Source organism: Brucella sp. NBRC 12953, assembly GCF_040369775.1.
Lineage (GTDB): Bacteria > Pseudomonadota > Alphaproteobacteria > Rhizobiales > Rhizobiaceae > Brucella > Brucella pseudogrignonensis.
This window is the reverse complement of sequence record NZ_BAABSV010000010.1, coordinates 75,113-100,288: the sequence shown is the minus strand read 5'-3', so window position 1 is coordinate 100,288 and position 25,176 is coordinate 75,113. Positions and strand designations below refer to the sequence as shown.

The following is a 25,176-nucleotide window of genomic DNA, read 5'->3' as shown; positions in this document are numbered from 1 at the left end:
TTGCCGACCGCATCGCGCTTGTTCACTAACAAGCAAGTGTCGTGCCAGTTTGAAGCCGAGCTGATTTTGGGCGGTTTTGCTCGTCGATTGCCCGATGACAGTGTCCGGTGATGGTGTTGATGCCCCCTGACGCGAATTGCCTGCACGCATAACGGCTCAATGCTGAATAAAAAATAGGCATTTGGCAAAAAAAACGTCATTGCTGCTTCCGCGCCGCGTTTCTTAGCGCGCCGCGGCCGCAGCCTTGGATGGCGGCCGATCGGCAGTATCATCGGGCGCCCGACGGGGATCTGAGACGAACGCAGTGTGAAGATTGAAAACCGCGCGGTCGCTATCGTCACGCGCTACGGCATGTGGCGGTTGTTCGATCTGCAGCTCCCACGCTGCTCGCTTAATGATCGGGCTTGAAGCAGGACCTCTCTTGTGCCAGCATCGGCTGGAGGAGGAGGATTATGGTGTCGGCACTGTCGCACATCAAGGAGATTGAGCGCGTCGCCATGGGTGGCGCCTCGGATCGTGATCGTCCGGTGATCCAATCCTGGCTTCGTTGCCTCAACGATTATCAGCTTAACCCCGCTCAGACGCAGGAAGCCTACATCGTACCCGATACATTGCTGCGGGAGCATCGCGAGCAGTCGGAGCAACTCATCCGCATCGGGCGCAGTGGTCTGGAAGCGCTGTTCAGGCAAGTCGCCGATCAAAACTACGTGTTGCTGCTTTCGGATGCGCGCGGCGTCACCGTGGAATTCATGGGTGATCCCACATTCGACAATCAGCTTCGCAAGGCTGGTCTCTATCTTGGATCGGAATGGTCGGAAGATCGTGCAGGGACATGTGCAGTCGGTGCCTGCATGGTTTCAGGCAAACCCGTCATCATTCATCAGGATGATCATTTTGATGCTTGCCACATCGGCTTGAGCTGCACGGCAGCGCCTATTTTCGATACGGTCGGTGATCTGTCGGCGGTACTCGATATTTCGCAGCTGCGCTCCCCAACTGCAAAAGCCAGCCAGCAACTGGCGTTGCATCTGGTTGCTTCGACGGCGCGGCGGATCGAGCTCGCCCATCTGATGAGCCGAGCGGGCGAGGATTGGCTTCTGCGGCTGGCAAAGTTGCCGCATTTTCTTGATGTTGATCCGGATGCTGCACTCACCGTTAACGGCAATGGCCTGATCACGGGAATGACGCATGGCGGCTTTGGTGCAGTCGCCAGAGCAATGGGTCATACGGATGTCGTGACCAAACAATTCATCGGCAAGCCGATTTCCGAGGTCTTCGATATCCAGATTGATCAGCTTCCGGCGTTGATGGCCGGACGACCCAATGGCGAGCGTCTGCTTGAGGCGCGCAACGGTCTGACTTTGTTTGCAAGCGCAATTGCTCCCGTCAGCAGTTTTCGCACGCCTGCGCCCAGCCCGTCACCCCGTTTGCCTGCGGCCCTTCGCCAGTTGAGTTTCGGTGACCCGGTCATGGAAACGGTGCAGGCCCGCGCCGCGCGGTTGGCGGACCGTCATATCCCCATTCTCATCAAGGGGGAAACCGGCAGCGGCAAAGAATATCTGGCGCGCGCCATTCACGACAGCAGCACCAAACCCGGTCCGTTCATTGCAGTCAATTGCGCGGCAATACCTGAACAGCTGATTGAATCCGAACTGTTCGGCTACGTGGCAGGGGCTTTCACTGGCGCGATGCAGAAGGGAAAGATCGGGCTTATTGAGGCAGCCAATGGCGGCACCTTGTTTCTCGATGAGATTGGCGACATGCCACTTGCCTTGCAGAGCCGACTGCTACGGGTTCTTTCTGAAAGCGAAATCCAGCCGGTGGGTGCGCTGAAACCGAAGCCGGTCAAGTTCCGGCTTTTGTCGGCGTCCCATCATGATCTGACAGCGCTTGCCAGCCAAGGTCGTTTTCGCGAAGATCTGCTTTATCGTCTCAATGCGGCGACACTGACCCTGCCTTCACTGCGCAACCGGCAAGACTTCGATAGTCTCGTTGATCATCTTCTGCGCCGCATTGGCGAAGAAGAGGGCGAAATGATCACGATCGAGCCCACTGCGAAGGCGAAACTCGCCACCTATCTCTGGCCGGGAAATCTGCGGGAACTGGACAATACGTTACGGGTGGCGGCGGCAATCGCAACCGATGAAAAAATCACCACCGACTGTCTGCCCGATCATTTCCAGCCGGCTATCCTGGAGGGAAATGATCCGCTCGACCTGCGCAGTCAGCTTGACGCCTGCGGCAACAATATCTCGGCGCTCGCACGCAAACTGGGCGTCAATCGCTCGACGATCCATCGTCGCCTGAAACAGGCGCACTGATGATGCAACGCCTGCAACAGCTGTTGCATCAAACCTGTTGCATTGGTTCAAGCCATGCCTCTTCCCTTTAATAAAATACATAGGAAACAATAACTTATTTCGTTGTCTGCAATTGGCATGCCGCTTGCTATTTCTTCTCATGACGCCAATGGAGGAGAAATTCATGCGTGCATTGCGCTTTTATGCCGCCAAGGATCTGCGCGTTGAAGACGTGCCAGCACCGGGTGATCCTGGCCCGGATCAGGTCCTGATCGAAAATCGCTTCTGCGGTATCTGCGGGACCGATCTGCACGAATATGCCTCTGGTCCGATTTTCATTCCGACCAAACCGCATCCCTATACAAAAGCAAGCGCTCCTCAGATTCTGGGCCATGAGTTTGGCGGCGTCGTCAAAGCCGTCGGCGCCAATGTCAATCACGTGAAGCTTGGCGACCGGGTGTCCGTACAACCCTTGATCATGCCGCGGGCCGGCGACTATTTTGCCGAACGCGGTCTTTACCATTTGAGCAGCAGTCTGGCACTTGCCGGGCTGTCCTGGCATTCGGGGGGCATGGCTGAACAGGCTTTGCTCAACAGTTACAATGTCCTGCCTATTCCCGATGACCTTAGTGTTGAAGAGGCGGCTTTGATCGAACCTGCGGCGGTAGCGGTGTATGCCTGCGACCGTGGCGGTGTCACGGCGGGCAACAGTGTGCTTGTGACGGGGGCTGGCCCCATCGGTATTCTGGCTGCAATGGCAGCACGCGCCGCAGGCGCTTCCCAGATTTTCCTGTCTGATCTCAATGAGACACGATTGCAGCTCGCCCGGGAGAAACTCGGTGACGTGCGCACCATCAATCCGAGAGTGGAAGACGTCGGCGAGGTGGTCCGTGCGGAAACTGAAGGCAATGTCGGCTGCGATGTGGCAATCGAATGCGTCGGCAATGAACACGCTTTGAAAAACTGTACCGATGCCGTGCGCAAGCAGGGCGTGGTGGTGCAAACCGGTCTTCACCCGCACGAAAACCCGCTCAACTGGTTCGATGTTACTTTCAAGGATATCGATATTCGCGGTTCCTGGGCCTATCCCACCCATGACTGGCCACGTGTCGCCCGGCTGATTGCGAGCGGGCAAATCCCGGCTTTGAGCATCGTTACCAAGACAATCGCGCTGCAGGACGCGGTTAGAGAAGGCTTCGAGCCCCTGCTCGACCCGGCGGGCACCCAGCTCAAGATACTGATCGATCTGAAACGCTGACATATGCCATGCCGCGCTTGGGAGAGCTCGGCACCAACATCCATGGGAGGAAATTTAATGCTTGAGAAAACACCAACAGTCCGCGTACAGGCCTTTCTCGATAGGTTTGGCGCAGCCCTTGAAGCGGGTCGGATCGACGAAGCGGTTTCGATGTTTGCAGATGATTGCTATTGGCGCGATCTCATTGCCTTCACCTGGAACATCAAAACGGTGGAAGGACACGATCAACTGCGTGACATGCTGCAATCGCAATTGCAGCTGATAAAGCCGAGACAATGGCGGGTTGCGCCGGGCGAGGCTGCAACGGATGCTGACGGTATAACTGAAAGCTGGATCTGTTTTGAAACCGAAGTCGCTCGCGGCTACGGACTTATTCGTCTGAAGGCTGGAAAAATTTGGACGCTTCTCACCGTCATGTCAGAATTGAAAGGACACGAGGAAAAATCCGGATTTACCCGTCCGCTTGGGGCAAAACACGGTCAGGACCTTGGCGCGAAGACGTGGAAGGAAGAGCGCGAAGAGGAAGAACGGTCCCTTGGTTATCAGACACAGCCCTATGTGCTGGTGATCGGTGGCGGGCAGGGCGGCATAGCGCTGGGGGCACGCCTGCGTCAGCTGGGCGTGCCAACGATCATTGTTGAGCGTAATGAGCGTCCTGGCGATTCATGGCGTAAGCGCTACAAGTCGCTCTGTCTGCATGATCCTGTCTGGTACGATCATCTCCCCTATATCGACTTCCCGAAAAACTGGCCGGTTTTTGCGCCCAAAGACAAGATTGGCGACTGGCTGGAGTTCTATACCAAGGTGATGGAGCTCAATTATTGGAGGCATTCCACGGTCAGGTCGGCAAAATGGAACGAGGCCAACGCGGAATGGTCGGTCGTCATCGACCGCGATGGCGAAGAAGTCACGCTGCGCCCCAAGCAACTGGTTTTTGCAACCGGGATGTCGGGCAAGGCGAATATTCCAAGCATCAAAGGTCAGGACCGCTTCAAGGGCGAGCAGCAGCATTCCTCCCGTCATGAGGGACCGGACGGATATCAGGGCAAGAAGGTCGTGGTCATCGGGTCGAACAACTCAGCGCATGATATCTGTGCGGCCCTTTGCGAAGCTGGCGTCGATGTGACCATGGTGCAGCGCTCATCGACGCATATTGTCCGCTCGGAGTCATTGATGAAACATGGATTGGGCGCACTCTACTCAGAGGAGGCCCTGCAAAACGGCATCACCACCGCCAAGGCCGACCTGATCTTCGCCTCGCTGCCCTATCGTATCATGCATGAGTTCCAGAAGCCGGTCTATGATAAGATCCGCGAGATCGATGCGGATTTCTATGCGGCACTTGAAAAAGCTGGTTTCCAACTCGATTTTGGTTCCGATGGATCGGGGCTGTTTCTCAAATATCTGCGGCGCGGCTCTGGCTATTATATCGATATTGGTGCTTCACAGCTCATCATTGACGGCAAGATCAAACTCGCTTCGGGGCAGATTGACGAGATCACAGAGAGCGGTGTCAGGCTTGTCGACGGCACGGAATTACCCGCTGATCTGATCGTTTATGCGACCGGCTACGGTTCGATGAACGGTTGGGTTGAGGACATTATCGACAAGCAAACGGCAGACAAGGTCGGCAAGGTCTGGGGCCTGGGTTCGAATACGCCCAAGGATCCGGGACCGTGGGAAGGAGAGCAGCGCAATATGTGGAAGCCGACGCAGCAGCAAGCTCTGTGGTTTCATGGTGGCAATCTGCACCAATCGCGCCATTACTCGCAATATTTGTCGCTTCAGCTGAAGGCGCGGATGGAAGGAATAGCCACCCCGGTCTACGCATTGCAGTCCGTCCATCATAAAAGCTAGGCCAAAATGGCGCGCTTAACGCGCGCCACCTTTACCCTGCATCCTGCTGTTGCGAACTGACCAGCAATTTGTCAATGCGTCGGCCATCCAGGTCGACGATCTCGAATGTCCATCCGTTCCGGCTAAAGGTTTCGCCGACGTCTGGCAGATGTTTGAGTTCCTCCAGCACGTAGCCGGCAATCGTATTGTATTCGACATCGTCCTCCATCGGAAAGCGCATGAACTCGGAAAATTCGTCAATCGGCATCCAGCCGGAAACAAGATAGGAGCCATCGGCGCGACGCACGATTGCCTGTTCTGCGACATGGTCTTCCTGCATCACACCAATAATGGCTTCCATCACGTCACCCGCAGTGACTACCCCTTCAAAATGACCGTACTCGTCATAGACAAGCACCATATGGGTCGGGGTGCCGCGGATCGCCTCGACGACATCAAGCGCATCGGAAAAGTCGGAGACAACCGGAACATCCTTGACGATGTCGCGAATGCGCACATCGCCGTTCGCTGAAAGCTGATGAAAGAAGTCGCGTGCCTGCAGCACACCGATAATTTCCTCCGAATCCTCACCGCGAACCGGAAGCCGGGAACGACTGCTGTTTTTGAGCTGGTCACGAATAGTCTCGATATCGTCGGAAATATCCACCATCTCCACGTCAAGCCGTGGCGTCATTAATCCACGCGCAGTGCGGTCAGCCAACCGCATCACCCCGGCGATCATCCGCGACTCTTCTGTCTCAATCACCCCGGCGTGGTGTGCTTCGGCAAGCACCGACTTGATTTCTTCATCTGTGACACTGTCTCCAGATTGCCCGGATTGCCCGAGCAGTTTCAACACAACCCGACCGGATGTGTCGAGCAACCATACCAATGGTGCCGCAAGTTTTGACAGAAGAACCATGGCGGGAGCAACCCGGCTCGCAACGGCCTCCGGTTCACGCAAGGCGATCTGCTTGGGGACGAGCTCACCGACAATCAGCGAGAGATAGGTGATACAGACCACCACCGACCCCACGCCCAATGCGTCAGCAATCGAAGCAGACAAGCCCTGACCAACCAACCAGCCAGTGAGTCGCGCACCCAGCGTGGCGCCTGAAAATGCGCCGGACAAAATGCCGACCAGGGTAATGCCGATTTGCACGGTCGAGAGAAAACGTCCCGGCGTTTCCGCCAAGGAAATGGCAATCTGGGCGCCCCGGCTTCCTTTGTCCGCCATCACGCGCAGGCGCGCCGGCCGTGACGACACAACGGCAAGTTCCGACATGGCCAGAACACCGTTGAGAAGCGTAAGAAGAATAACGATGATGATTTCAAGATACAAAACGGGGTCCCCGAACTTGATTTGGCGGCGCGTATGAAAGGGAAATTATCAGGGAATGTTGCAAAAAGCGACATTGCCAAAACAGTGTTGTAAGGCAAGCTGATAATTTTCGCAGCATTTCTGGCATGACAGAGCAATCCATAGCGACCATCCGATGGTCGGCCTTTCACCAGCGTGACATGCGTGTTCTTTGGTCTCGTTGTCCATGCCCGGTTTTCCGCCGTTTTTTAGCGGTCCCCTCAATAAATAATTGGGATTTTTTTGGGTAGCCGAAAGGAATAGAATAACCGCACGCGGATTTCCGGCGCAGTTCTAGCCTTCCTGAAGGCGCCATCCTTTCGAGCCACAAATAAGGTTCAGGGATGGAGCAATCAAAGTTGGCCGGACACAGGGATCGGATGGTCTGGTGGGCGTACTCCTCCCGATGAATGGCAGAGGCCATCGTCTGGGTTCGGAAAGTGGAGGCGTCCGGGAATGCTTACGCAACGCATCCATTGTCGGCTCTATCCACGCCGGTCTCAATCCTTGTTGCATCTGTAGCATCAGCGTTGGTGAGCCGGGCCGACAGGATAGCGTTTATGTGCAACCATTTCTGGCCCCGTCGATCTGGTCGATGAACGAAGATCCTTGTGGGCTGAATTCAGTTATAACGGGTTATCGATGGAACGTTTTCCTCAGTCAGAAAAACTCGAGCAGAAGTTTGATGCTGCAGCCGCATTTTTTCGTGTCATTGGATATCGCAAGCGTTTGCTGGTGTTGTATTTTCTTCTGGAGGAAGAGAAGTCAGTCGGCGAAATCGCACGCGCCATGCGGACCGGACATTCCGCCATTTCGCAGCATTTGGCAGCACTGCGGCGGCTCAACCTTCTGGAACGTCGCAGGGTGCAGCAGACCGTGTATTACAGGGTTGCGTCGGCCCATGTTTACTGGATCGTAGAATTCTGCCGCACAAATGATCTTGCACCCCAGCCAACGATGGCAGCAACGCTGCTGTCCGATGCGCCTTGTGAGTGAAGCACAAAGGTCCAGAATGCTGTAAGTCGCGCAATTCATCGGCAATATGGCAGTACTGGCTTGGTGCAGGAGCGACCTGCCGCACATGCGCCAGGCGGCAGGGTCCGTCTGATGATCTGAGGGTTTGCTTCTGCATCTTGCGCAAAATTAAATGCCGGTATTGCCAGGCGGGGAAGGTGCAAGATGCGCCAGGCGCCACCCACCCTGCGTCGCTGAATTGTCCTTGTTCAAAAGATGAGGGTGCTTCAGTAAATCGCTGATTTGCTATTCATAAGGCGGTTCAAAAGGAGGGATCTGAACACGCAGCGAGGCATAGCCTGTTTGGGATCCACAAAAAATGGGCGTTGAGCGGTTTTTAAAAGATTTAACCATTCATTATTCCAATGATTGAGCTTCCGGATACGGGCTTCAACAATGCCCATCGGAACCCTGTCCGATCCGATGCGTTCTAACACACAGCGGCCGAAGCGACGCGCGCGACGGCTAGCCTCTCAAACAGAACCGGAGATGGACCCACACGGCCCCATACAAGAATAGGCGCTTCCGGCCAATCAACAAAGATGCCACCGGGTAGGGGGAGACATGAGGAAAGACGATATGATAGAGAACGGCTATAAGCTCCGAAAAGATGATGACGGAACATGGTCGGTCATTGAGGCCTATAAAAACGAGCCGGCTGAATTTGAGGGAAAACTCCAGACCGGTTTGACCGAGGAGAAAGCCCATGAATGTCTCGTGCAACTGACCCGCAAGTTCATGGAGCGTCAGCACGAAGGCGGCAGCGGTCGTCTCCCCTAGCCAGCGGCAGGCCCGGCCGGTAGTGATCCTTAAAACTCACCGCGACGTCCAACAGCAGCGCTGTTACGCTTCGTTGCTGCTGCGCGTTGTTCTGACTGTCCTTTGCATTATCAACAGGACGCAGCCTTGCGGGACAGGTTTCAAGGTCAATTCAAGCTGTTGATCAAGGCTCGACGTGAAATGCCCGGATGGGCCTTAAAATCGATAATCAGCCCTGTGCTTGAACGGACTTGCCTCTCGCTCACGTTTTCCAAGAGCAAATTCAACATCAATGATTTTGCAGGTTTTGACGTAACAGCGAGAACCTTTCGACACCGCGCGCCTCCTCCCGGGCATGGTCACGAACTGTTGCCTCACGCATCACCGGATCATTCCAGCGAGCGATCTTAGCTGCGCGCGGACGGCAGAGACATTCCGCTCGGCCGCCACCCTTGCATTGCCTGTCCACAGGCATCCCTATATCTGGGGAATTGCACTCACGGAAATGCTACGGCAATTCATTCAGCGACCAGAGCAGACTCTATGGGTATTGATTGACCAACTTGCTGATGATTTTTTATGCCTTGCTGACCTTTCCCTCGCCCGTCGATCCAACAATGTTGTGGTGATTGGAAAACGCGGCGTGCCTTTCAAAGCCCGCACAAAGGGCTTTTTTGCGATGCGCTCCTTGCTGAAACCAGGATTGATCTGTGCGGAAGACGCACATCATCTTTTTCTACAACAAAAAACCTTAGCTCTCTGAAGAACAACATCTTTTGCCTTCAGCAGCGGCCCGTCGAACAGAGGGTGTGAAGTGTCTGCAGCAGGCAAGCTGGGTGATCAACCCGCGGGAAGCCTTCAGGACATTGAGGAGGAAAAATGGTTCATCGTGAGTTGACAGATCATCCAGCGAAGAAAGCCGACTGGCGTGCGGCTTTCTGGTCGCTGCAAAGCATCCGGATCGGGGTTGTGCCGCTTCCAATTTATTTGCTTTTAACGCTGCTGATCATTGGCTTCGTATCAATCGACAAAGTTCCTTCTGATCTGACGATGGCGATTGGGATTCTGTCGGTTGGCGGGTTCTTCTTCATGGAGTTGGGCAGGCGGATTCCTATTCTTGGCTTGATGGGCGGTGCCGCCATCATGACTTTTGTCGTTCCTTCCGCCGCAGTATTTTATGGCCTTATTCCACCGTCCGTTGCGGGCGCTGTCACAACATTCTGCAAGCAGTCAAATTTTCTCTATCTTTATATTTCGGCTATTATTGTCGGCAGTATCATCAGCATGGACCGCCAGGTTCTGGTGGAAGGTTTTCTGAAGATCTTTGTGCCGCTTTCAGCCGGTTCGATTGTGGCTTCAATCGTCGGTACCCTTGTGGGAATGGTGATGGGATTGACCGCCTCGCACAGTTTGTTTTTCATCGTTGCCCCCATCATGGCAGGCGGTCTGGGTGAGGGGGCGATACCGCTTTCGGTCGGATATTCTCTCATTCTGCACCAACCGCAGGACACATTGTTCGCACAGATCATCCCGGTGGTGATGCTCGCGAGTTTTACGGCTGTACTTCTGTGCGGCTTGCTCAATCTGTTGGGGAAGTACCGTCCGCAACTGACCGGCGAGGGGCAATTGCAGCCCGGTGCAGCAAACGTGAATTCAGAAGTGAAGACACCGTCGAAACCCCTTGAAATTAAGGATATTGCTGCCGCGGGCGTGACCATTGTCAGCCTTTATCTTTTCGGTGTATATATCCAGAAATTGACTGCTTTTCCGGCGCCGATCACCATGCTGTTTCTCGTCGTTGCGGCAAAAATTGGTCGGCTGTTTGATCCAGCTATCGAAAATGGAAGCCGGCAAGTTTACCGGTTCTTTTCCACAATCGTGACCTGGCCTCTTCTGTTTGCGATGGGCGTTGCACTGACACCTTGGGATACTTTCATAGCCGTCTTTACGCTTCCAACAGTGGTGACGGTATTCGCCACGGTGTCCTCCCTCATTGCCACAGGCTTCATCGCGGCGCGATTGGTTCGGCTCTATCCGATCGATACCGCTATCGTAGCAGGCTGCCACAGCGGACAGGGGGGGACGGGTGATATCGCGATCTTGACGGCCGCCAACAGGATGGAACTCATGCCGTTTGCACAGATCGCCACACGCATAGGGGGAGCAATCACCGTCTCACTTGCGATCATGATGTTGCGATATCTGATGTGAACCTGGCAGCCGCGAGTTGGCTTCTCAGCAAGGCCTGATCATTGCGCAGTCGACGACGCCAATGCCGGGACAGGACAGTCTGAATTGAAACCGGGTTGCAGTTGAGCTGAAGCCGTTTGCGGTTCCGGAGAATGCCGACCCGGCACTCCCGAAACCTGTATCAACGCTAAAAGTGATGGACTCTGATGCCGGTCTCGGCGATCCCGAGGCGGTGTGACCCCATCCCTCCACTCTACATCCCGGTTTCGCGGTTGTCGCCCATGTCTGGCTTGCTGCCAGTGACAGACGCATAGAGCATTTTTGCTGTCGCTGAGATACGGCCTGGTCCGTCCCAGAACTCTGCATGGTTTGGGGAAACCACGATCAGGCGGATGTCCGGATCATCCTCAGAATCCCAGAACGCCTTCGCAAAAGGGGTCCATAACGCCTTGATCTTCGCCCGGTCATTTGACACCTGAGCTTCCGCGGTAATGAACAGATAGTCATTGGCGGATTCGTTGGAGAATGTGAGCTGTACGGGTGACTTTCCCTGAATATCAGTCACTTTTTCACTCCCGGCATTCGCAAGAAAATAGATCGTTCCTTCGTCTTTACGAACAATCGGCGACATGGGGACTTGCTTCCCATTCCACCCGTAGAAGCACACACGGTTATCTGCCGCAATCTTCCATGCACGTTGTGGGTCTGTTTCAGTCATACTGTCTCTCCAGGGTACGAAATTCAATAAGGCCCAGCATGTTAAACCCTAACAATTTGGGGGGGTGACTAGGCTTGTGTCGCAATGCGTTGACGCCAGTATCTGTTTCGCAAACGCGGTGCGATCCACCAGGCGATAGGCGGAGCAATGATGAGGCTGGTCGCCACGCACAGGGGAAGAAGCATCTTCGCCTCGACCGCGAGAGATGGCACCGAAAGAACCGTTATCGCGCCGACGCCAAAAATAACCGCATTAACGACGATACTGAGCAGTGCTGCTATTTGAAATCGTATCGACATGTTCATTCCTCCTGATAGGAGCAACGCAGTCGAACGCAGTGAGTTCCATTCGGTATTTCATAAGCAGGAGGGAGACGCGTCGATCGAGCAGGGCAACGCTGCGGACGCATCCTCTCATGATCGGCAGAACACCTGTTACCATGGGAGGGCGATAACATGTGAGCAGGCTGGCAAACCTTGCGCGGATTGATATGCTTTGCACGAGCCTGCAAGGAAAGTCTCGACGTCTGCTTTGTTATCCGCGCAGAAACGACACCTTAGCCGTTATTCCTGGAAGCAAAGGCTGAGATGTAGTAATCAAACATCACTCCCCTTGCTCGTGCCTCGGACTGCAATTCTTTGATGGATGAACGCGCGTGAATTCCGGTACCCACAAGACAGGTCTTGTAGCCCGCAGTAAAGCCGCCTGCAATGTCGTGTTCTATGCTGTCTCCGATGCAAAGCACGCGGGGATCTCTCAGGTCTAATCTTCGCGCCGCTTCCTGGTAGATTGCGGGGTATGGCTTGCCAATGAGTGTAACGGCTCCCCCCATTGCGGCATATTCCTGTGCTATCCGCCCAGCGCCTGGCTTTGGTCCCTGAGGCGTCAGCATGACGATATCGGGGTTGGTGCACCAGCATGGAATGTTGCGGTCAGCCGCGGATTGCAACAATTGCGCATATTCTCCAAGCTCGATCCTATCTGAATTGCTGGCTGAAAGAAGAAGCAGATCAGCACGCTCTGGCGTTTCAACCAAGTCGACCGGAAGCTCTTCAACTGCGGAAACGTCGCCGTCGCGTGAATGAAGCCAGATTTTTGGCTTTGCGGGTAGATGGGTGCCGATCGCCGCTTTCAGTCGTGCATGAGCGACTTCGCCGGAACTGAGAACTTCCTGAAATGAGCTCCGAGCAAACCCAAGTTGAACCAGGCGACCGGCATTGGCTTCGCCTCGCTTTCCGGAGTTGGACAGAAGCAGGATCGGTTTTCTCAGATTGCTGAGCGCCGTTAATGCTTCCGGCGCACCTGGATAAGGCTTTGCACCATCCAGCAGAACCCCAAACTGGTCGATGAAAAAGGCGTCGAATTGTGGCGCTATTGCCAAGAGGCTCACTATTTCAGGCATGTTTTGCTCCAATAAGAGCCAATCGAGCGGCTCCATAAGCGGCTTCATCGGACGCAGCAGGGATCAGTGGCACGCCAAGGCTTTTGGCACGAATAGCCGTCCATGGCATATTCCGGGCGCCGCCCCCCATGGAACGAACGGATTTCAAAGTGGGTGCACCCAATTTTTCAAGCAGAGCGTAACCCTGCGTCTCGATACGGGCTATTCCCTCAAACATTCCCTGAAGCCAAGTGACAGCTTCGTCGGGACGCGGCGTCAATCTCGGTTGCAATTGCGGATCATTGACTGGAAATCGTTCGCCCTTCTTGGGCAATGGATAATAGTTGAGACCCGTTGGTTTGCCTGGATCGACCTGTGCGCTCAGCGCGGTTATTTCAGCAGCCGTGAAGTGCGCCAGCAGGGCTCCGCCGCCGGTGTTCGAGGCACCCCCGGCCAACCAGTTCCCCAGTATCCGGTGGCTGTAGATGCCGAATTCCGGCGCATGGATAGGCTTGTCGGAAAGCAGTTTCAAAGTCAGTGTCGTACCCAGAACGGAAACTGCCTCGCCGGGTTCGCGTGCACCGGAGGCGATGAATGATGCGCAGCCATCTGTCGTGCCTGCAACCACCAGGGTTTCAGCTGACAGCCCGAAGCGTTGAGCCGCGATCTGGGTCATCGTACCCAGGATGGTACCGGGTTCAACGACCTCCGGGAGCACCGCATACAATGTGTGCTCGGCCATCCATTCGGGCCAGCTTCGTGTGAGAGAGCAATATCCTGTTTTAAGCGCGTTGTTGTCATCCGAAACAAAGCGCCCAGAAAATTGGAAGGCAAGCCAATCGGCTTGATGCAGGATATGTGCTGGACCAAGCGGGAGGAATGACTGCGCGCGAAGCAGCGCTGGAAAGCCTGCAACGCTTGCAGGCTCCGATGCAGCTTGCAAGGCGGCCGCCGCCTGCATGTCGGACGGCGGATCGTTATACATCAGCGCATCGGCAAGCGGCGTGCCGGCGTTGTCGACAGGCACGACGGTACCGGATGTGCCGTCGACAGCCACCGCATGAATTTTCTTTCGCTCCACGCTCGAAAGGGCTTCATCAAGTGCGACTTCCATTGCCCGACGCCACTCAAAAGGGCTGCGATAATTGCCTTCAATCGCTGCTTTGCCTGATGATACCTGCCTTTCCTGATCGTCGACCACCACAGCACGCGCCCCTGATGTGCCGAGATCGATTCCGAGATAAAGTCTTTCAGACATTCAAACGCTGCCTGTATTTTTCTGCGTCCCAGTTCAGCAGGGAAGCAACATCCTCGATGGTGAGATAACTGACCTCCGCATCGTCCGGAAGCCGCAAAAGAACATTGCCAAGACAACCGGCGAGTGCCTCGGCACCCGCATTCGCGTCGGTTTTGATAAATACCCGCCCTTCGGGATCGACGAGCAGAGTTTCGCCCGAAGGCTTCTCGGCTTTGCCGATGGTTGGTCCGCAAAAGATGATGTGATCGGGATACATGTTGCCGCGAAACGCAATTTCGCGAAGGCGTGGCACCGTCATCGCCTTGGCCAGAACGTGATCCGGCGCCAGCGCTTGATACCCCTCCGGTGCGGGACCGGGGGGCATTCCCGCACCGGAGGCTGCTACAAGCCTGAGCTTGTAGCAAACCTCTTCAAGCAAGCTTTCGGCAGCGGCCACACTGTCGGCCGCCACCAGCAGGCCGTGATTGCCAAGGATCGCGACATTCTCGCCCCGCCTTTGTTCAAGGAGCATCCGCCCCAGTTCCGCGCCCGGCCTGCGATAGGGTACCCAGGTCCATTCAATGTCTTGCAGACCCTCTTTGATGCGCTGTTCCCCATCACGCAACACGGCCAATGCGATGGTCGAAACACAGTGCACGTGGACGACAACCGCGGCGTCGAAAATCGCATGAAGACAGGTTTCGATTGAAGGCCGCAAAATTCCGTCACCAAGCAGAAAGGCCGCCGGTTGATCGGCCTCGGGTAATCCGTGTCTGAGCGAACGAGCAATGTCGCGCCAAGCGGTGGGTACAAAAATATCTCGTTCAAGCGCGTCGCCCAGATTGGTGCCGGACGCCTTGATCCACATCACTTCACCAATTTTCAATGAGGTGTTCCCGCCAGCTGCCTGCACCAGCAATGGATCCTGCCCCACCTTTGCCGAAAGCCGGACAAGCGCCTCGAATTCCGACAGCAGTTGAGGGGGTATTTCTGGGTTGGAACGGTTAGCTTTATCCACCACTAGTGGCTCCTCTCGATCAGGCAGCGTCGGGCTTGCGATCCTGAACGCCGTAGCTTGCAAAGCCCCGTGCGGTGCGCTCGATCTCTTCATCCGAAAGGATGTGGGCTCCGCCAATGAGTTCTGCGTGGTAATATTGGTCAGCCAGCGCTTCGAGTTCATGGGCGAGCCATAAGGCGCGCGTCAGCGTATCGGCGCAGACGACCATGCCATGATTGGCCATCAGACAACCTTGACGCTCGTCGAGCGCTGTAAGGATGTTGCGCGACAATTCCGCAGTGCCATAGGTGGCGTAGTCCGCAAGGCGAATGGTTGGACCACCAAAGGCGGCGATCATGTAATGCACAGCCGGAATCTGCTTGCGTGCCACCGAAAGGATCGTGGAAAAGCGGGCATGGGTGTGAACCACCGCATTCATTTCCGGGCGCGCACGCAGGATATCCCTGTGAAATGGCCATTCGACCGATGGCTTCCTCAGGCCTTCAAAAGCGCCGCTATCATCATCGATCCGCATTTTTGCGATCATGTCCGGCGCCATCTGCTCATAGGGGATCGCCGATGGCGTGATCAGCATGTGATCGCCGGCTCGTAGCGAAATATTGCCTGATGAGCCGCGATTAAGCCCCGAACGGGACATGGCAAGGCAGCCATCGATAATGGATTGGCGCAGTCGGTTCTCGTTCATAGCATTCTCCTCAGCACAGGTGCCAGGCGGGTTCACCTGCAATATACCGGCGCACTTCCTCAGCCGCCTGTTCAGCCGCAAAAGTAACGGTGCGCAGCGACGCACCCGCGATATGCGGTGTCAGCGTCACATTATCAAGTTTAAGCAAAGGCCAGTCCGTTGGTACTGGCTCAATACCAAATGTTTCAAGCATTGCTCCTCCAAGATGGCCAGAAAGCAGCGCATCGGTCAGAGCATCGTAATCGCAGAGGGGACCGCGTGCGGTATTGACGAAAATCGCTCCGGGTCTCATCTTGGCAAATGATTTTGCGTTCATCATGCCGGTGGTTTCTTCCGTGACACGCGGATGCATCGTAACCAGATCGGCATCAGAGAGCAGGCGATCAAAACTGACCAGTTCCACACCGTCTGCGGCATCTGCCGGGTTGAGTTGAACATAGGGGTCATGCACGATCACCTTTGCTCCGAATGCGCGCAACAAGCGCACCACGCGACTGCCGATCTGGCCGTATCCCACAACGCCGACAGTCATTTCCGAGAGCTCACGCCCCGTTGTATCGGCCCGATAGAGATCACCGCGCCACACACCTTGTCGCAGAGCTTCATGACCGACCCGGATTTTGCGGGTTTCAGCCAGGATGGCGCCCAGCGTGAATTCAGCCACTGCCGACGCATTGCGTCCTGGGGCATTCACCACCCGCAAGCCATTGTCGCGCGCGGCCTTCATGTCGATATTAACCGGGCCACCGCGCGTGACGGCAATCATTTTAAGCCCTGGCAAGCGGGTGAGCATTGTCCGTGACATTGGAGCGAGTTGGGTGACAAGAATTTCTGCGTCGCCGATCATCTCTACGATTTCATCAGCCGAACCCATATATTCTTTCAGGCCATCCATGCCGGAAACGGCATAACCATGCTCCATCGGGCGATCTGGCCAATCCTGTTTGAAACTGCGGATTTCCAGCACGTCGCCGCAGGCTTCTCGGAGCTTATCCTCAAATATTTCGGGTAGCATGAAATGGTCCCCGATGACCACGAGTTTGCGGCTCATGCACGCATCTCCTTCATTTACAATTGCTTCCAAATCGGGGCCAGGGCGGCAACCGATGCGGTATAGCTGGGGAAAATCTGGTTATATTTTTGAACAAGTGCGGCGTCTGGCGCTTCCGCTTTGGAAAGGGTAGGGCTGACCCATTCCTTGATAATTGCTCTCATGTCCGGCGCAAGGCCGACGCCGACCGCGGCGATCATCGCAGCACCGGTAGCACCCGCTTCTTCGCGGGTCGCACGCCGCAGGTCCGCCCCGAGACAGGCTCCGAGAACACGGCGCAGCTCGTCGGCGCGCGCTGCGCCGCCTGTGACGACAATTTCGCGCGGAATTTCCCCCATCGCAGAATAACAATGGCGGGCGGAAAGGCCGAGGCCTTCCACCACCGACCTGACAATATCCGGGAAGCGATGGGTGGAATTGAGACCGATCAGGCTTGCCCGCGCGCTCACATCAATGAACGGGCCGCGTTCACCGGCCTCTGAGATATAGGGGTGATAAAGCAGCTGCCCAGGTCGTGCCTGGGTGAGCCATCCGTTCAGGCGGGCGATCAGCTCGGCCCGGTCGGCCTGGTGTCCGAAATCGCGTGCCATTTCACCGGCCAGCGCAAAGACCCAGTCAAGATTGAGCGTGGCCGCCATATTGCTCTGAATTTGCGCGACCCAGCCGGGTATAGGCAAAGGCATGACATAACCTGAGCGCGCATCGACGGGCACAAAATCTTCTGCCGGTTTTGCCACCATATGCATTCCGGTCGAACCGATGACGGTGCAGGCATGGATATCGTCCTGTGCGAAAAGACCGCCGCCGATTGCTGTGCAGGTGACGTCAACATAAGCGAGAGCGACCGGAGTACCGGCACGCAAGCCTGTCTGCCTTGCCGCAGCCTCCGTAAGCCGATGCGTCTGCTGCGTGCCGTCGATGACCGGCGGCAGAAGATATTTGAGGTCGTTGAGTTCAAGAGCGTCAATGACATCGGGAGAGTAATTTCGGGTGCGGAAATCGCCAAAAGTAAAACTTGCTTCCGATGGATCGACAACCCTTTCACCTGTCATACGGAAATAGAGCCAGTCCTTGCAGTGAAGTGCTGTTGTGGCCTTGTTGAAGACCGCAGGCATGATCTGTCGCATCAGCCCAAGTTGCGTTCCCATCTGGCAGGAATTCAGCCCCGCACCTGTGGATATATAGCGTGCCTGGTCACCCGGCTTCTGCTTGAGCTTTTCTGCACGATCGGCTGCACGGGCATCCAGCCAAAGCCATGCCTCGGTTATCGGTTCACCATTCTTGTCGATCAACCATGTACCGTCACCCTGGCCGGTGACGCCGATCGCTGCCACACGCTCGGCAATCCCCGGCACCACATCGACAAGCTGCCGCAACGCGCGAGCGGTGTCTTGCCAGGTTTCGTTCATATCCTGAACTGCGGCGCCGTCCGGGCGCGTCACATATCGATTGGGAACTGCTGCGACCGCTATCTGCTGGCCAGACAGATCGAACGCCACTGTTTTGATGACAGAGGTTCCCGCATCGATGCCAATGACTATATCCGGTTGGGCCATCATGCGATCTCCTGACCATGGGTGATCGCCTGCCCGCTATTGGCATCAAATACATGCAGATCATTGGCAGGAAAATGCACACCTATGTTCTCGCCGACCTGCACTGCACTGCGCTCATGCTCGACCAGAACCAGCGGCCTGTTGCTCAGTGTTGCGCCAATATGGCTTTGGTCGCCGAGCCATTGATTGACATTGACCCTTGCGGCCACACCTTGAGCTGTACGCTGAACAGCATAGGGCCTGATCCCAACCACGACATTGCCGAGCGACGCCACCAGATCGCGTGTCTCTGCTTTGAAAGAGTTGCTCTTATAGACGAGTGTCTGGCCGTGTCCAAGGTCGAAGCTCAAGCCGCCATCGCTGTCTGCCAGGGCCTTTGCAGGAAAGGTATTCATCGGTGGTTCGCCGACGAAAGTACCGGTGAACAGATTGGCTGGTTTGAACTTGATTTCCTGCGGGCTTGCAAATTGTTGCAGTACACCCCCTTCCATCACGGCGATCCGGTCAGCCAAAGCGTTGGCTTCCGTCTGATCGTGGGTCACGAGAATGGCGGTCAGTCCGTGCTCTTTGATGTAATGCTTGATACGGCCACGCAGCAATGTGCGCAGTTGTGGTTCAAGCTGGCCCATTGGCTCATCAAGCAGATAGAGATCGGCCTCGCGTACCAGTGCGCGTGCGAGCGATGCACGCTGCTGCTGTCCCCCGGAAATCGTGCCGGGCATACGATGCAGAATGTCCGTAATTTCCAACATCCCCGCCACTTCATTGACGCGACGCGTGACTTCGGTTTCGGCAAGCTTTGCGGCCTTGAGCGCGAAGGCGATATTGTCGCGAACATTGACCGTCGGATAAAGAGAATATCCCTCGAAGGCCATGGCAACGTGTCTGCGGACTGGTGGCAACTGATGCACTTCGCGTCCAGCCATGATGATTGTGCCGCGAGAGACAGGCTCAAACCCTGCGATCATGCGCAAAGTCGATGTCTTGCCACAGCCCGATGAGCCGAGCAGTGCTATGATTTCGCCCGCATTGATTTCCATGTTGAGGTTCTTGACCGCGTGAAAACCTTTGCCAACCGGGCCATAGAACTTGTCGATGTTGGTCAGTTTGAGCATTGTCTTGGTCATTGTCCGCCCTCCAGTTCAACACGGCGTCCGGTTTGAGGATCAAACAGCAAAATGGCATTTGCATCGACAGCGACATGCGCCGGACCGCGATCCGGTGCATCTGTTCCGGCCGGTCTGGAAAGCATGATTTCGCGACCGCGTTCGGTGATAGCAAGCGACACGGTCTTTTCATTCAGCGGCGTTTCGGCCTCGATGGTGATGGGGATTGCGCCTTGTGTATCGGACGCGACGAACCGTATGGATTCAGGACGCAGACCCAGAAGCAATGACTGGCCCACATGCGCTGCAAGGCTTTGCGGCAGCACGAGACGGCCGCCCGACAGCCGTGTTTCGATAGCGCCTGTCGGCATTTTCTCGGGCGTTATTTCGAGAAGATTGATAACCGGATCGCCGAACAGCCGCGCAATTTCAACGGTTGCCGGGCGACAATAAATATCCTCCGGTGTTCCAATCTGGGTGATGCCATTGGTATTCAGAACGGCAATTCTGTCGCCCAGAGCCATTGCTTCCTTATAGTCCTGCGTCACGTAAATGACGGTTGCATTGCGCTCACGCAGCAGGCGCGGCAGTTCAAGCCGCATTTCAAAACGCAGCTTTGCATCGACATTGCGCAGCGGATCGTCGAGCAACAGGATGGATGGGTCGCCCGCCAGCGCACGGGCCAGGGCGGTACGCTGCTTCTGGCCGTTTGACAGCTCTTTCGGCTTGTGGCTTGTGACGTGATCAATCTTGAGGAGCCGTGCAAGACTGCCGACGGCCTCCCGGATCTTGTCTTTGCCATGCCGCTGTGCAGTCAGTGGGGCGGCTATGTTTGCAGCTGCGTCCATATGCGGAAACAGTGCAAAATTCTGAAATGCCATTCCAAGGCCGCGGTCTTCCGGCTCGACACCTGTCATGTCTGCGCCATTGAGAAAAATGCTGCCTTCGTCTGGGTCGACCACGCCAGCAATCAGGCGGAGAAGAACGGTCTTGCCAGCACCGGATGGGCCAAAAAGAACCACGGTTTCGCCGGTTGCGACGTCAAAGGAGACATTCTCGAGGACTTTGTGGGTCTTAAAGGATTTATGGATGTTTTTCAGTGCTATGGACATGTCTTACCCTTTCACCGCGCCGAGCGACAAGCCCTCGACGAGATAACGTTGGGCATAAAGCGCGATGGCGAACGTAGGGGCGATCGAGAGCACGATGGCTGCTGCGACCTGTCCGTACTGGATGCCCGAGGCGGTGACGAAGGCAAGCGCACCCACCGTCACCGGCTGTTTGTCAGCCGATGCAAGCACCAATGCAAAGACGAAGTTATTCCAGGCGAAGATGAAAGCCAGTAGTGCTGCCGCTGCAATGCCGGGACCCGCAAGCGGCAGAGCGATCTTGCGGAAGGTGGCACCCCAGCTATGGCCTGCGATGCGATAGGCATATTCGATATCGGCGGGCATATCCTCGAAATATCCACGCACAATCCAGAGGATCAACGGCAAAACGATAAGCTGATAGACCCAGATAAGGCCGACATAAGTATCGCTCAGACCGATCTGCTGAAAATAGATTGTAAGCGGCAACAGCACCAGCAGGGGCGGGGCGAAGCGGAAAGAAAGCAGCGTGAAAGCGATGTCTTCGGAGCCACGGAATTTCAGCCGTGCAAAGGCATAGGCTGCAGGAACACCAAGCAGAAGACCGATTGCTACCGATGTCACCGAGAGAAAGAACGAGTTGAACAGGTTCTTCATGAAGCTGATTTCCAGAATGCCTGCAGATGTTTGCAGCTTGCCGGAGATAAGTGCCGTGTAGTTTTCAAGTGTGGGCGAGAACACCACGGATGGCGGCACGCGCAGAATGGTTTCGTTGGTCTGGAAACTCATCAAGAATATCCAGACAATCGGGAACATGAAGAACAGCACCACAAGGGTCAGCGCACTGACACGCAGGATGCGTTCGAGAGGGTGAACATGTTGCATCGTCATATCCTCTTACGCTTCTGCATGGGCTTTTTCGCGCAGGCGGAGCCATTGCTTGATGAAGATGTTCGACAGCGTGTAGGTGATTGCCCATAGGATAATCATCAGTGCTGCGGAACGCCCGACATTGGTGGACTGGAAGAAATTGAGATAGGCCTCGACCTGGAACACGGTCAGCCGGTTGCCAGGCCCGCCTTGGGTCATGGCGTAAATTATATCAAACTGCTGGATGCTTTCGATGACACGGAAAAGCGTTGCGGTCAGCAAAAACGGTGTCAGCATCGGCAGCGTAATGCGCCAGAAAACGAACAGGCGAGGCACGCCATCGAGTGTGGCGGCTTCGAAGGGCTGCTGTGGCAATGAGCGCAAGCCTGCCAGCAAAAGGATCATGATGAAGGGTGTGTAGACCCAGATGTCAACGATCACCACGGTCAGCATCGCCGTTGCGGGATCGGACGCCCAACGGAAGTTTTCAAGTCCGACCTGTGTAGCCAGCCATGACATAATACCGAAACCCGGATTGGTCATCAGTTTCCACATCAATGCGGCGAGGGCGGGGGCAGTCATCAGCGGCATCAGAAGCATGATCGAAATTGCATTGTTGATCATGGTCCGGCGCTGCAGCAAAAGCGCAATACCTAGACCCAGCAACAGTTCACAGACCACGGTCGAAAACGCATAGGTGGCCGAGACTTTCAGCGTGTTCCAGAAAGCCGCGTCGGTCATGAAGTTAAGGTAATTTTCACCCCAGTTCCATTTGCGGGCCCATGGCTGTGAAAGCCGGTATCGCTGAAGCGAATATGCAACCGCCGTCAGGAAGGGGATGAGAATGCCAATGCATGTGAGCAGCGCTGGCAGGCTCAGCAGATAGGGTAGCATTCGGCGGCTGACACGACGGCGACGAACCACGGGCGCTCTGGTCATATCGTTCATGAGGCGGTGTCCTCGGCAAAGCTCCGCCATCGGGACAGATAAGTCCCGATACCTGTCAGGCAGGCGGAATACTGAATGGGAATGATGAGGGCAGCGCCATACACCGCCGCCCTCGTTGCATCATTGTCAGCCCAGACCGGCTTCTTTCAGCTGGCGGTTCACGCTTTCAGCCAGCTGGTCGAGACCTTCATCGACCGGCACTTCCTTTGCCACCATCTTTTGCAGCATCGCAGCCCATTCGGTGGTCAGATCAAAGAACAGCGGCTGTGCTGTGAACTTGATTGATGCACCATCGGCCGAAGCATCGAACATTTCGACATAGCCCGGATATTTAGCGGCGATCTTGTCGCGATAGGTCTGATCTGCCCAGACGGATTTGCGGACCGGATTGGTCAGATCCATTTCGCGTGCGCCAAACAGGTCGTGTTCAGGGCCGGTTGCCCATTGCAGGAAGAACCACGCTGCATCCTTCTGCTTGGAGAAGCTCGACATGCAAAGCGACCAGATCCAGACATTTGGCGTTGGGCCGGAAGCCTCCGGGTTCGGCTTAAACGCTGCATAGGCAAGGTTGCCCATTTCGGCGTTGCCCGGGCCGTTCATGAAATAGCCGAGGCAGTCTGCATCGTAAATAAGTGCCGATTTTCCGGCACCAAGATCCGTGCCAACCTGATACCAGGTATGTGTCGACCAGTCAGGCGCCCCGGCTTCCTGGATCATCTGCACCCACTTCTTGTGGTAATCCTTCGAAACATCGGTGTTCATCGCTGCCGATAACATGCCATCATCGGCAACCGTCAGGTCCTTCTGGCCGAAATTGGCATAGCCCGACAGAAAGCCTGCGTGGATCGTGGCCCAGCTGCGCGAACCGCGAACGCCAACACCATATCCTCCAGAAAGCGCCCCCTTGGCCTTTTTGCCGGTTTCAATCAGCGCGTCGAGGGTGGTCGGAACAGTCAGTTTGTTGGCGTCGAAAATGCGCTTGTTGTAGGTAAGGTTGTTCATTTCATATGCCATCGGGACGCACCACTGCTTGGCGTCCTCCGATCCGAGCTGGCCGCCTGGCTTTCCATTCCATGCGCAACTGTCAACAACAGGCTTCAGGAAATCGTCCCAGTTGTAGTTGGGGTTGGTCTGGCTTGCGTCGGTGATGTAGGGCTTAAGATCTTCGATCCAACCAGCAGGACCGTAGGTCCATGTCATGTAAGCGCCCGACATGAAGGCATCATATTCCGATGAGCCTGACGAGAGGGCGGCGGTCACTTTGTCAAAATATACATCTTCCGGGAAGACGTCATATTTGACATCCATACCGGTGAGTTCCTTGAACGCCTTGAGATTGGCGATCATCGCATCGGTGTAGGGGTGCTTATTCAGCAAAAGCTTGACGGTCTTTCCTTCGTGCTTTTTCCAATCGAAATCAGCGGCGAGGGCGCGTGTGGCGCTCAGGTTCAGCAGAACCGATGCGGATGAAACACTCATCCCAAGAATTCCGAGCCCTTTGATCAGGCTACGGCGGCTCATCTGTCCGCGCTGAAACGCTGCGATCAGGTCTTTCTCTTTATCGTACAATTTCGTTCCTCCCAGAAAGCCCCCTCCTCAAGGGGCGTATGACAAAAGATTCCTTGCAGTTACTTCGTCAACGATCAGGCCTGAAAGCAGACCGGATTTTAAAACGGCGCGGATCGCGCCGACCTTATCCCGCCCTCCTGCAATTGCGATCAGGCGGCTCTTCTTCAGCACGTCAAGGTCGAGCGTAATCGAACGCGCAGTCAGCGGCGTTTCAACGTGCTTGCCTTCCGTGTCGAAGAAGTATCCCAGAACCTCGGCCCTTGCTCCCATTGCCTTGATGCTGGAGATTTCTTCGCGGTCGATCATGTCGGCTGCGACGAGTTGAGCATCGGCTTCCACATTGCCGATACCAACGATTTTGACTTCGGATGCTGCCGAAAGCTCAAACACTCCGGCAACTCCGCGTTGCGTAAGCAGAACCTCGCGATCCTCTGGTGTATTGGCCGCAAAGGGTACAGGCAGCATGTAGGCCGGTGCCGATGTCTTCTCGGCAAGTTTGTGAATAACGTCGTGCGGATTGGCTGCATAATTGCGTGCAAGCCCGCCAATCAGCGAAACAAACCGGATGCCGGTGGCCTCAATGCGCCGTAAGTGAGATGCGGCAGCAGCCAGCGTACGGCCATGGCCGATACCAAGGAGCTGGTATTGCTGTGATCCGATCAAACGATAAAGGAAATCCGCTCCGCGGATACCGAGCGCCTTTAACGGCATATTCTCTTCGTTGAGATCAGGCGCAACCTCGCAGACCTCAAGTCCGAATTCATCCTTGAGGCTGTTTTCAAGACGTAGGCATTCGCCGATCTCGCCCTCTATGGAAATGTTGACAGCGCCAGCCTGAACGGCGCGGGCGATGAGGCGATGGGTTTTGACACGGGGGAGGTTAAGCCGGTCAGCAACTTCTGACTGGGTCATGCCGCCGGCATAGTGCAGCCATGCCGCCCGGATCGCCAGATCGTCTTCACTGTCAAACACCGCTGCCAAAGTCGCCCCGTGTAAAAAAGTTCATCGAGTGAACAATTGTTATTCCTCAGCAAGGCGTGTGTCAACGGTCAGTTGATCAAACAATTCCTCTCGTCAGCGCTATCCTGACCTCCTCGGCTTTGTTTGGTCGCAATATTGGAACTGGTGCAAAGATCGGGGCCGGCTACAGTGATGGCTTTTGCGCAGATCGCCCCACGTCCAAGCGTAGCAATTTAAGCCTCGCTTGCCATAGTGGTATTGCGATAGGTGGT

The 25,176-nt window shown here is 55.6% G+C and carries 22 protein-coding genes; 7 read left to right on the top strand and 15 right to left on the bottom strand.

Going from position 1 to position 25,176, the window contains the following annotated elements; translation table 11 throughout:
- The first annotated feature begins 452 nt into the window (after positions 1-452).
- The 3 genes from ABWV94_RS20390 (at position 453) to ABWV94_RS20380 (ending at position 5,415) form a co-directional block, all read left to right on the top strand.
- Entirely contained in the window at positions 453-2,321 is a 1,869-nt protein-coding gene (locus ABWV94_RS20390) for a sigma-54-dependent Fis family transcriptional regulator (RefSeq protein WP_353415171.1), read from the top strand.
- Between the two features lie 163 nt (positions 2,322-2,484).
- Positions 2,485-3,558 (top strand): 2,3-butanediol dehydrogenase, encoded by a 1,074-nt coding sequence (locus ABWV94_RS20385; protein WP_353415170.1) that lies wholly within the window; start codon positions 2,485-2,487, stop codon positions 3,556-3,558.
- A gap of 57 nt (positions 3,559-3,615) precedes the next feature.
- Complete coding sequence (locus tag ABWV94_RS20380; protein ID WP_113500049.1) at positions 3,616-5,415, top strand: NAD(P)/FAD-dependent oxidoreductase; 1,800 nt, start codon at positions 3,616-3,618, stop codon at positions 5,413-5,415.
- Positions 5,416-5,446: 31 nt separating this feature from the next.
- Here the strand turns inward: ABWV94_RS20380 and ABWV94_RS20375 are convergent, their stop codons facing one another.
- Positions 5,447-6,736: a hemolysin family protein gene (locus ABWV94_RS20375; RefSeq protein ID WP_113500051.1), complete on the bottom strand. Its 1,290-nt coding sequence runs from the start codon at positions 6,734-6,736 to the stop codon at positions 5,447-5,449.
- A gap of 660 nt (positions 6,737-7,396) precedes the next feature.
- On the opposite strand from ABWV94_RS20375, the gene ABWV94_RS20370 reads away from it, so the two are divergent.
- The 4 genes from ABWV94_RS20370 (at position 7,397) to ABWV94_RS20355 (ending at position 10,738) form a co-directional block, all read left to right on the top strand.
- Positions 7,397-7,750, top strand: coding sequence for a metalloregulator ArsR/SmtB family transcription factor (locus tag ABWV94_RS20370; RefSeq protein ID WP_113500053.1), 354 nt, complete (start codon positions 7,397-7,399; stop codon positions 7,748-7,750).
- Positions 7,751-8,332: 582 nt separating this feature from the next.
- Positions 8,333-8,548, top strand: coding sequence for a hypothetical protein (locus ABWV94_RS20365; protein ID WP_113500055.1), 216 nt, complete (start codon positions 8,333-8,335; stop codon positions 8,546-8,548).
- A gap of 529 nt (positions 8,549-9,077) precedes the next feature.
- Positions 9,078-9,290, top strand: a complete 213-nt coding sequence (locus ABWV94_RS20360) for a hypothetical protein (protein WP_353415169.1) — start codon at positions 9,078-9,080, stop codon at positions 9,288-9,290.
- Positions 9,291-9,406: 116 nt separating this feature from the next.
- Positions 9,407-10,738: a 2-hydroxycarboxylate transporter family protein gene (locus ABWV94_RS20355; RefSeq protein WP_353415168.1), complete on the top strand. Its 1,332-nt coding sequence runs from the start codon at positions 9,407-9,409 to the stop codon at positions 10,736-10,738.
- Positions 10,739-10,970: 232 nt separating this feature from the next.
- Here the strand turns inward: ABWV94_RS20355 and ABWV94_RS20350 are convergent, their stop codons facing one another.
- The 14 genes from ABWV94_RS20350 to ABWV94_RS20285 all read right to left on the bottom strand — a co-directional run bounded on the left by ABWV94_RS20350 (position 10,971) and on the right by ABWV94_RS20285 (position 24,856).
- Positions 10,971-11,435: a pyridoxamine 5'-phosphate oxidase family protein gene (locus ABWV94_RS20350; RefSeq protein ID WP_353415167.1), complete on the bottom strand. Its 465-nt coding sequence runs from the start codon at positions 11,433-11,435 to the stop codon at positions 10,971-10,973.
- A gap of 68 nt (positions 11,436-11,503) precedes the next feature.
- A complete protein-coding gene (locus ABWV94_RS20345; RefSeq protein WP_113500065.1) occupies positions 11,504-11,734 on the bottom strand; it encodes a hypothetical protein in 231 nt (76 codons plus the stop codon).
- A 257-nt stretch (positions 11,735-11,991) separates the two neighbouring features.
- Positions 11,992-12,837, bottom strand: coding sequence for a TIGR01459 family HAD-type hydrolase (locus ABWV94_RS20340; RefSeq protein ID WP_353415166.1), 846 nt, complete (start codon positions 12,835-12,837; stop codon positions 11,992-11,994).
- On the bottom strand, positions 12,830-14,074 hold the full coding sequence (locus ABWV94_RS20335) for an FGGY-family carbohydrate kinase (RefSeq protein ID WP_353415165.1): 1,245 nt from the start codon (positions 14,072-14,074) through the stop codon (positions 12,830-12,832). The genes ABWV94_RS20340 and ABWV94_RS20335 overlap by 8 nt, the downstream gene beginning before the upstream one ends.
- On the bottom strand, positions 14,067-15,074 hold the full coding sequence (locus tag ABWV94_RS20330) for a class II aldolase/adducin family protein (protein ID WP_353415164.1): 1,008 nt from the start codon (positions 15,072-15,074) through the stop codon (positions 14,067-14,069). Before ABWV94_RS20330 ends, ABWV94_RS20335 begins: the two co-directional genes overlap by 8 nt.
- A 16-nt stretch (positions 15,075-15,090) precedes the next feature.
- Positions 15,091-15,756 carry a class II aldolase/adducin family protein gene (locus tag ABWV94_RS20325; RefSeq protein ID WP_113500076.1) on the bottom strand — a complete coding sequence of 222 codons (666 nt, stop codon included), beginning with the start codon at positions 15,754-15,756 and terminating at the stop codon, positions 15,091-15,093.
- A gap of 10 nt (positions 15,757-15,766) precedes the next feature.
- A complete protein-coding gene (locus ABWV94_RS20320) occupies positions 15,767-16,807 on the bottom strand; it encodes a 2-hydroxyacid dehydrogenase (protein ID WP_353415163.1) in 1,041 nt (346 codons plus the stop codon).
- Positions 16,808-16,824: 17 nt separating this feature from the next.
- Positions 16,825-18,366: an FGGY-family carbohydrate kinase gene (locus ABWV94_RS20315; RefSeq protein WP_353415162.1), complete on the bottom strand. Its 1,542-nt coding sequence runs from the start codon at positions 18,364-18,366 to the stop codon at positions 16,825-16,827.
- Positions 18,363-19,490: an ABC transporter ATP-binding protein gene (locus tag ABWV94_RS20310; RefSeq protein ID WP_113500080.1), complete on the bottom strand. Its 1,128-nt coding sequence runs from the start codon at positions 19,488-19,490 to the stop codon at positions 18,363-18,365. Before ABWV94_RS20310 ends, ABWV94_RS20315 begins: the two co-directional genes overlap by 4 nt.
- Positions 19,487-20,581 (bottom strand): ABC transporter ATP-binding protein, encoded by a 1,095-nt coding sequence (locus tag ABWV94_RS20305; RefSeq protein ID WP_353415161.1) that lies wholly within the window; start codon positions 20,579-20,581, stop codon positions 19,487-19,489. Before ABWV94_RS20305 ends, ABWV94_RS20310 begins: the two co-directional genes overlap by 4 nt.
- A gap of 3 nt (positions 20,582-20,584) precedes the next feature.
- On the bottom strand, positions 20,585-21,442 hold the full coding sequence (locus tag ABWV94_RS20300) for a carbohydrate ABC transporter permease (RefSeq protein ID WP_113500103.1): 858 nt from the start codon (positions 21,440-21,442) through the stop codon (positions 20,585-20,587).
- Positions 21,443-21,454: 12 nt separating this feature from the next.
- A complete protein-coding gene (locus ABWV94_RS20295) occupies positions 21,455-22,375 on the bottom strand; it encodes a carbohydrate ABC transporter permease (RefSeq protein WP_113500084.1) in 921 nt (306 codons plus the stop codon).
- Between the two features lie 126 nt (positions 22,376-22,501).
- Positions 22,502-23,944, bottom strand: a complete 1,443-nt coding sequence (locus ABWV94_RS20290; RefSeq protein WP_353415160.1) for an extracellular solute-binding protein — start codon at positions 23,942-23,944, stop codon at positions 22,502-22,504.
- Positions 23,945-23,971: 27 nt separating this feature from the next.
- Complete coding sequence (locus ABWV94_RS20285) at positions 23,972-24,856, bottom strand: sugar-binding transcriptional regulator (protein ID WP_502905203.1); 885 nt, start codon at positions 24,854-24,856, stop codon at positions 23,972-23,974.
- Positions 24,857-25,176: the final 320 nt, after the last annotated feature.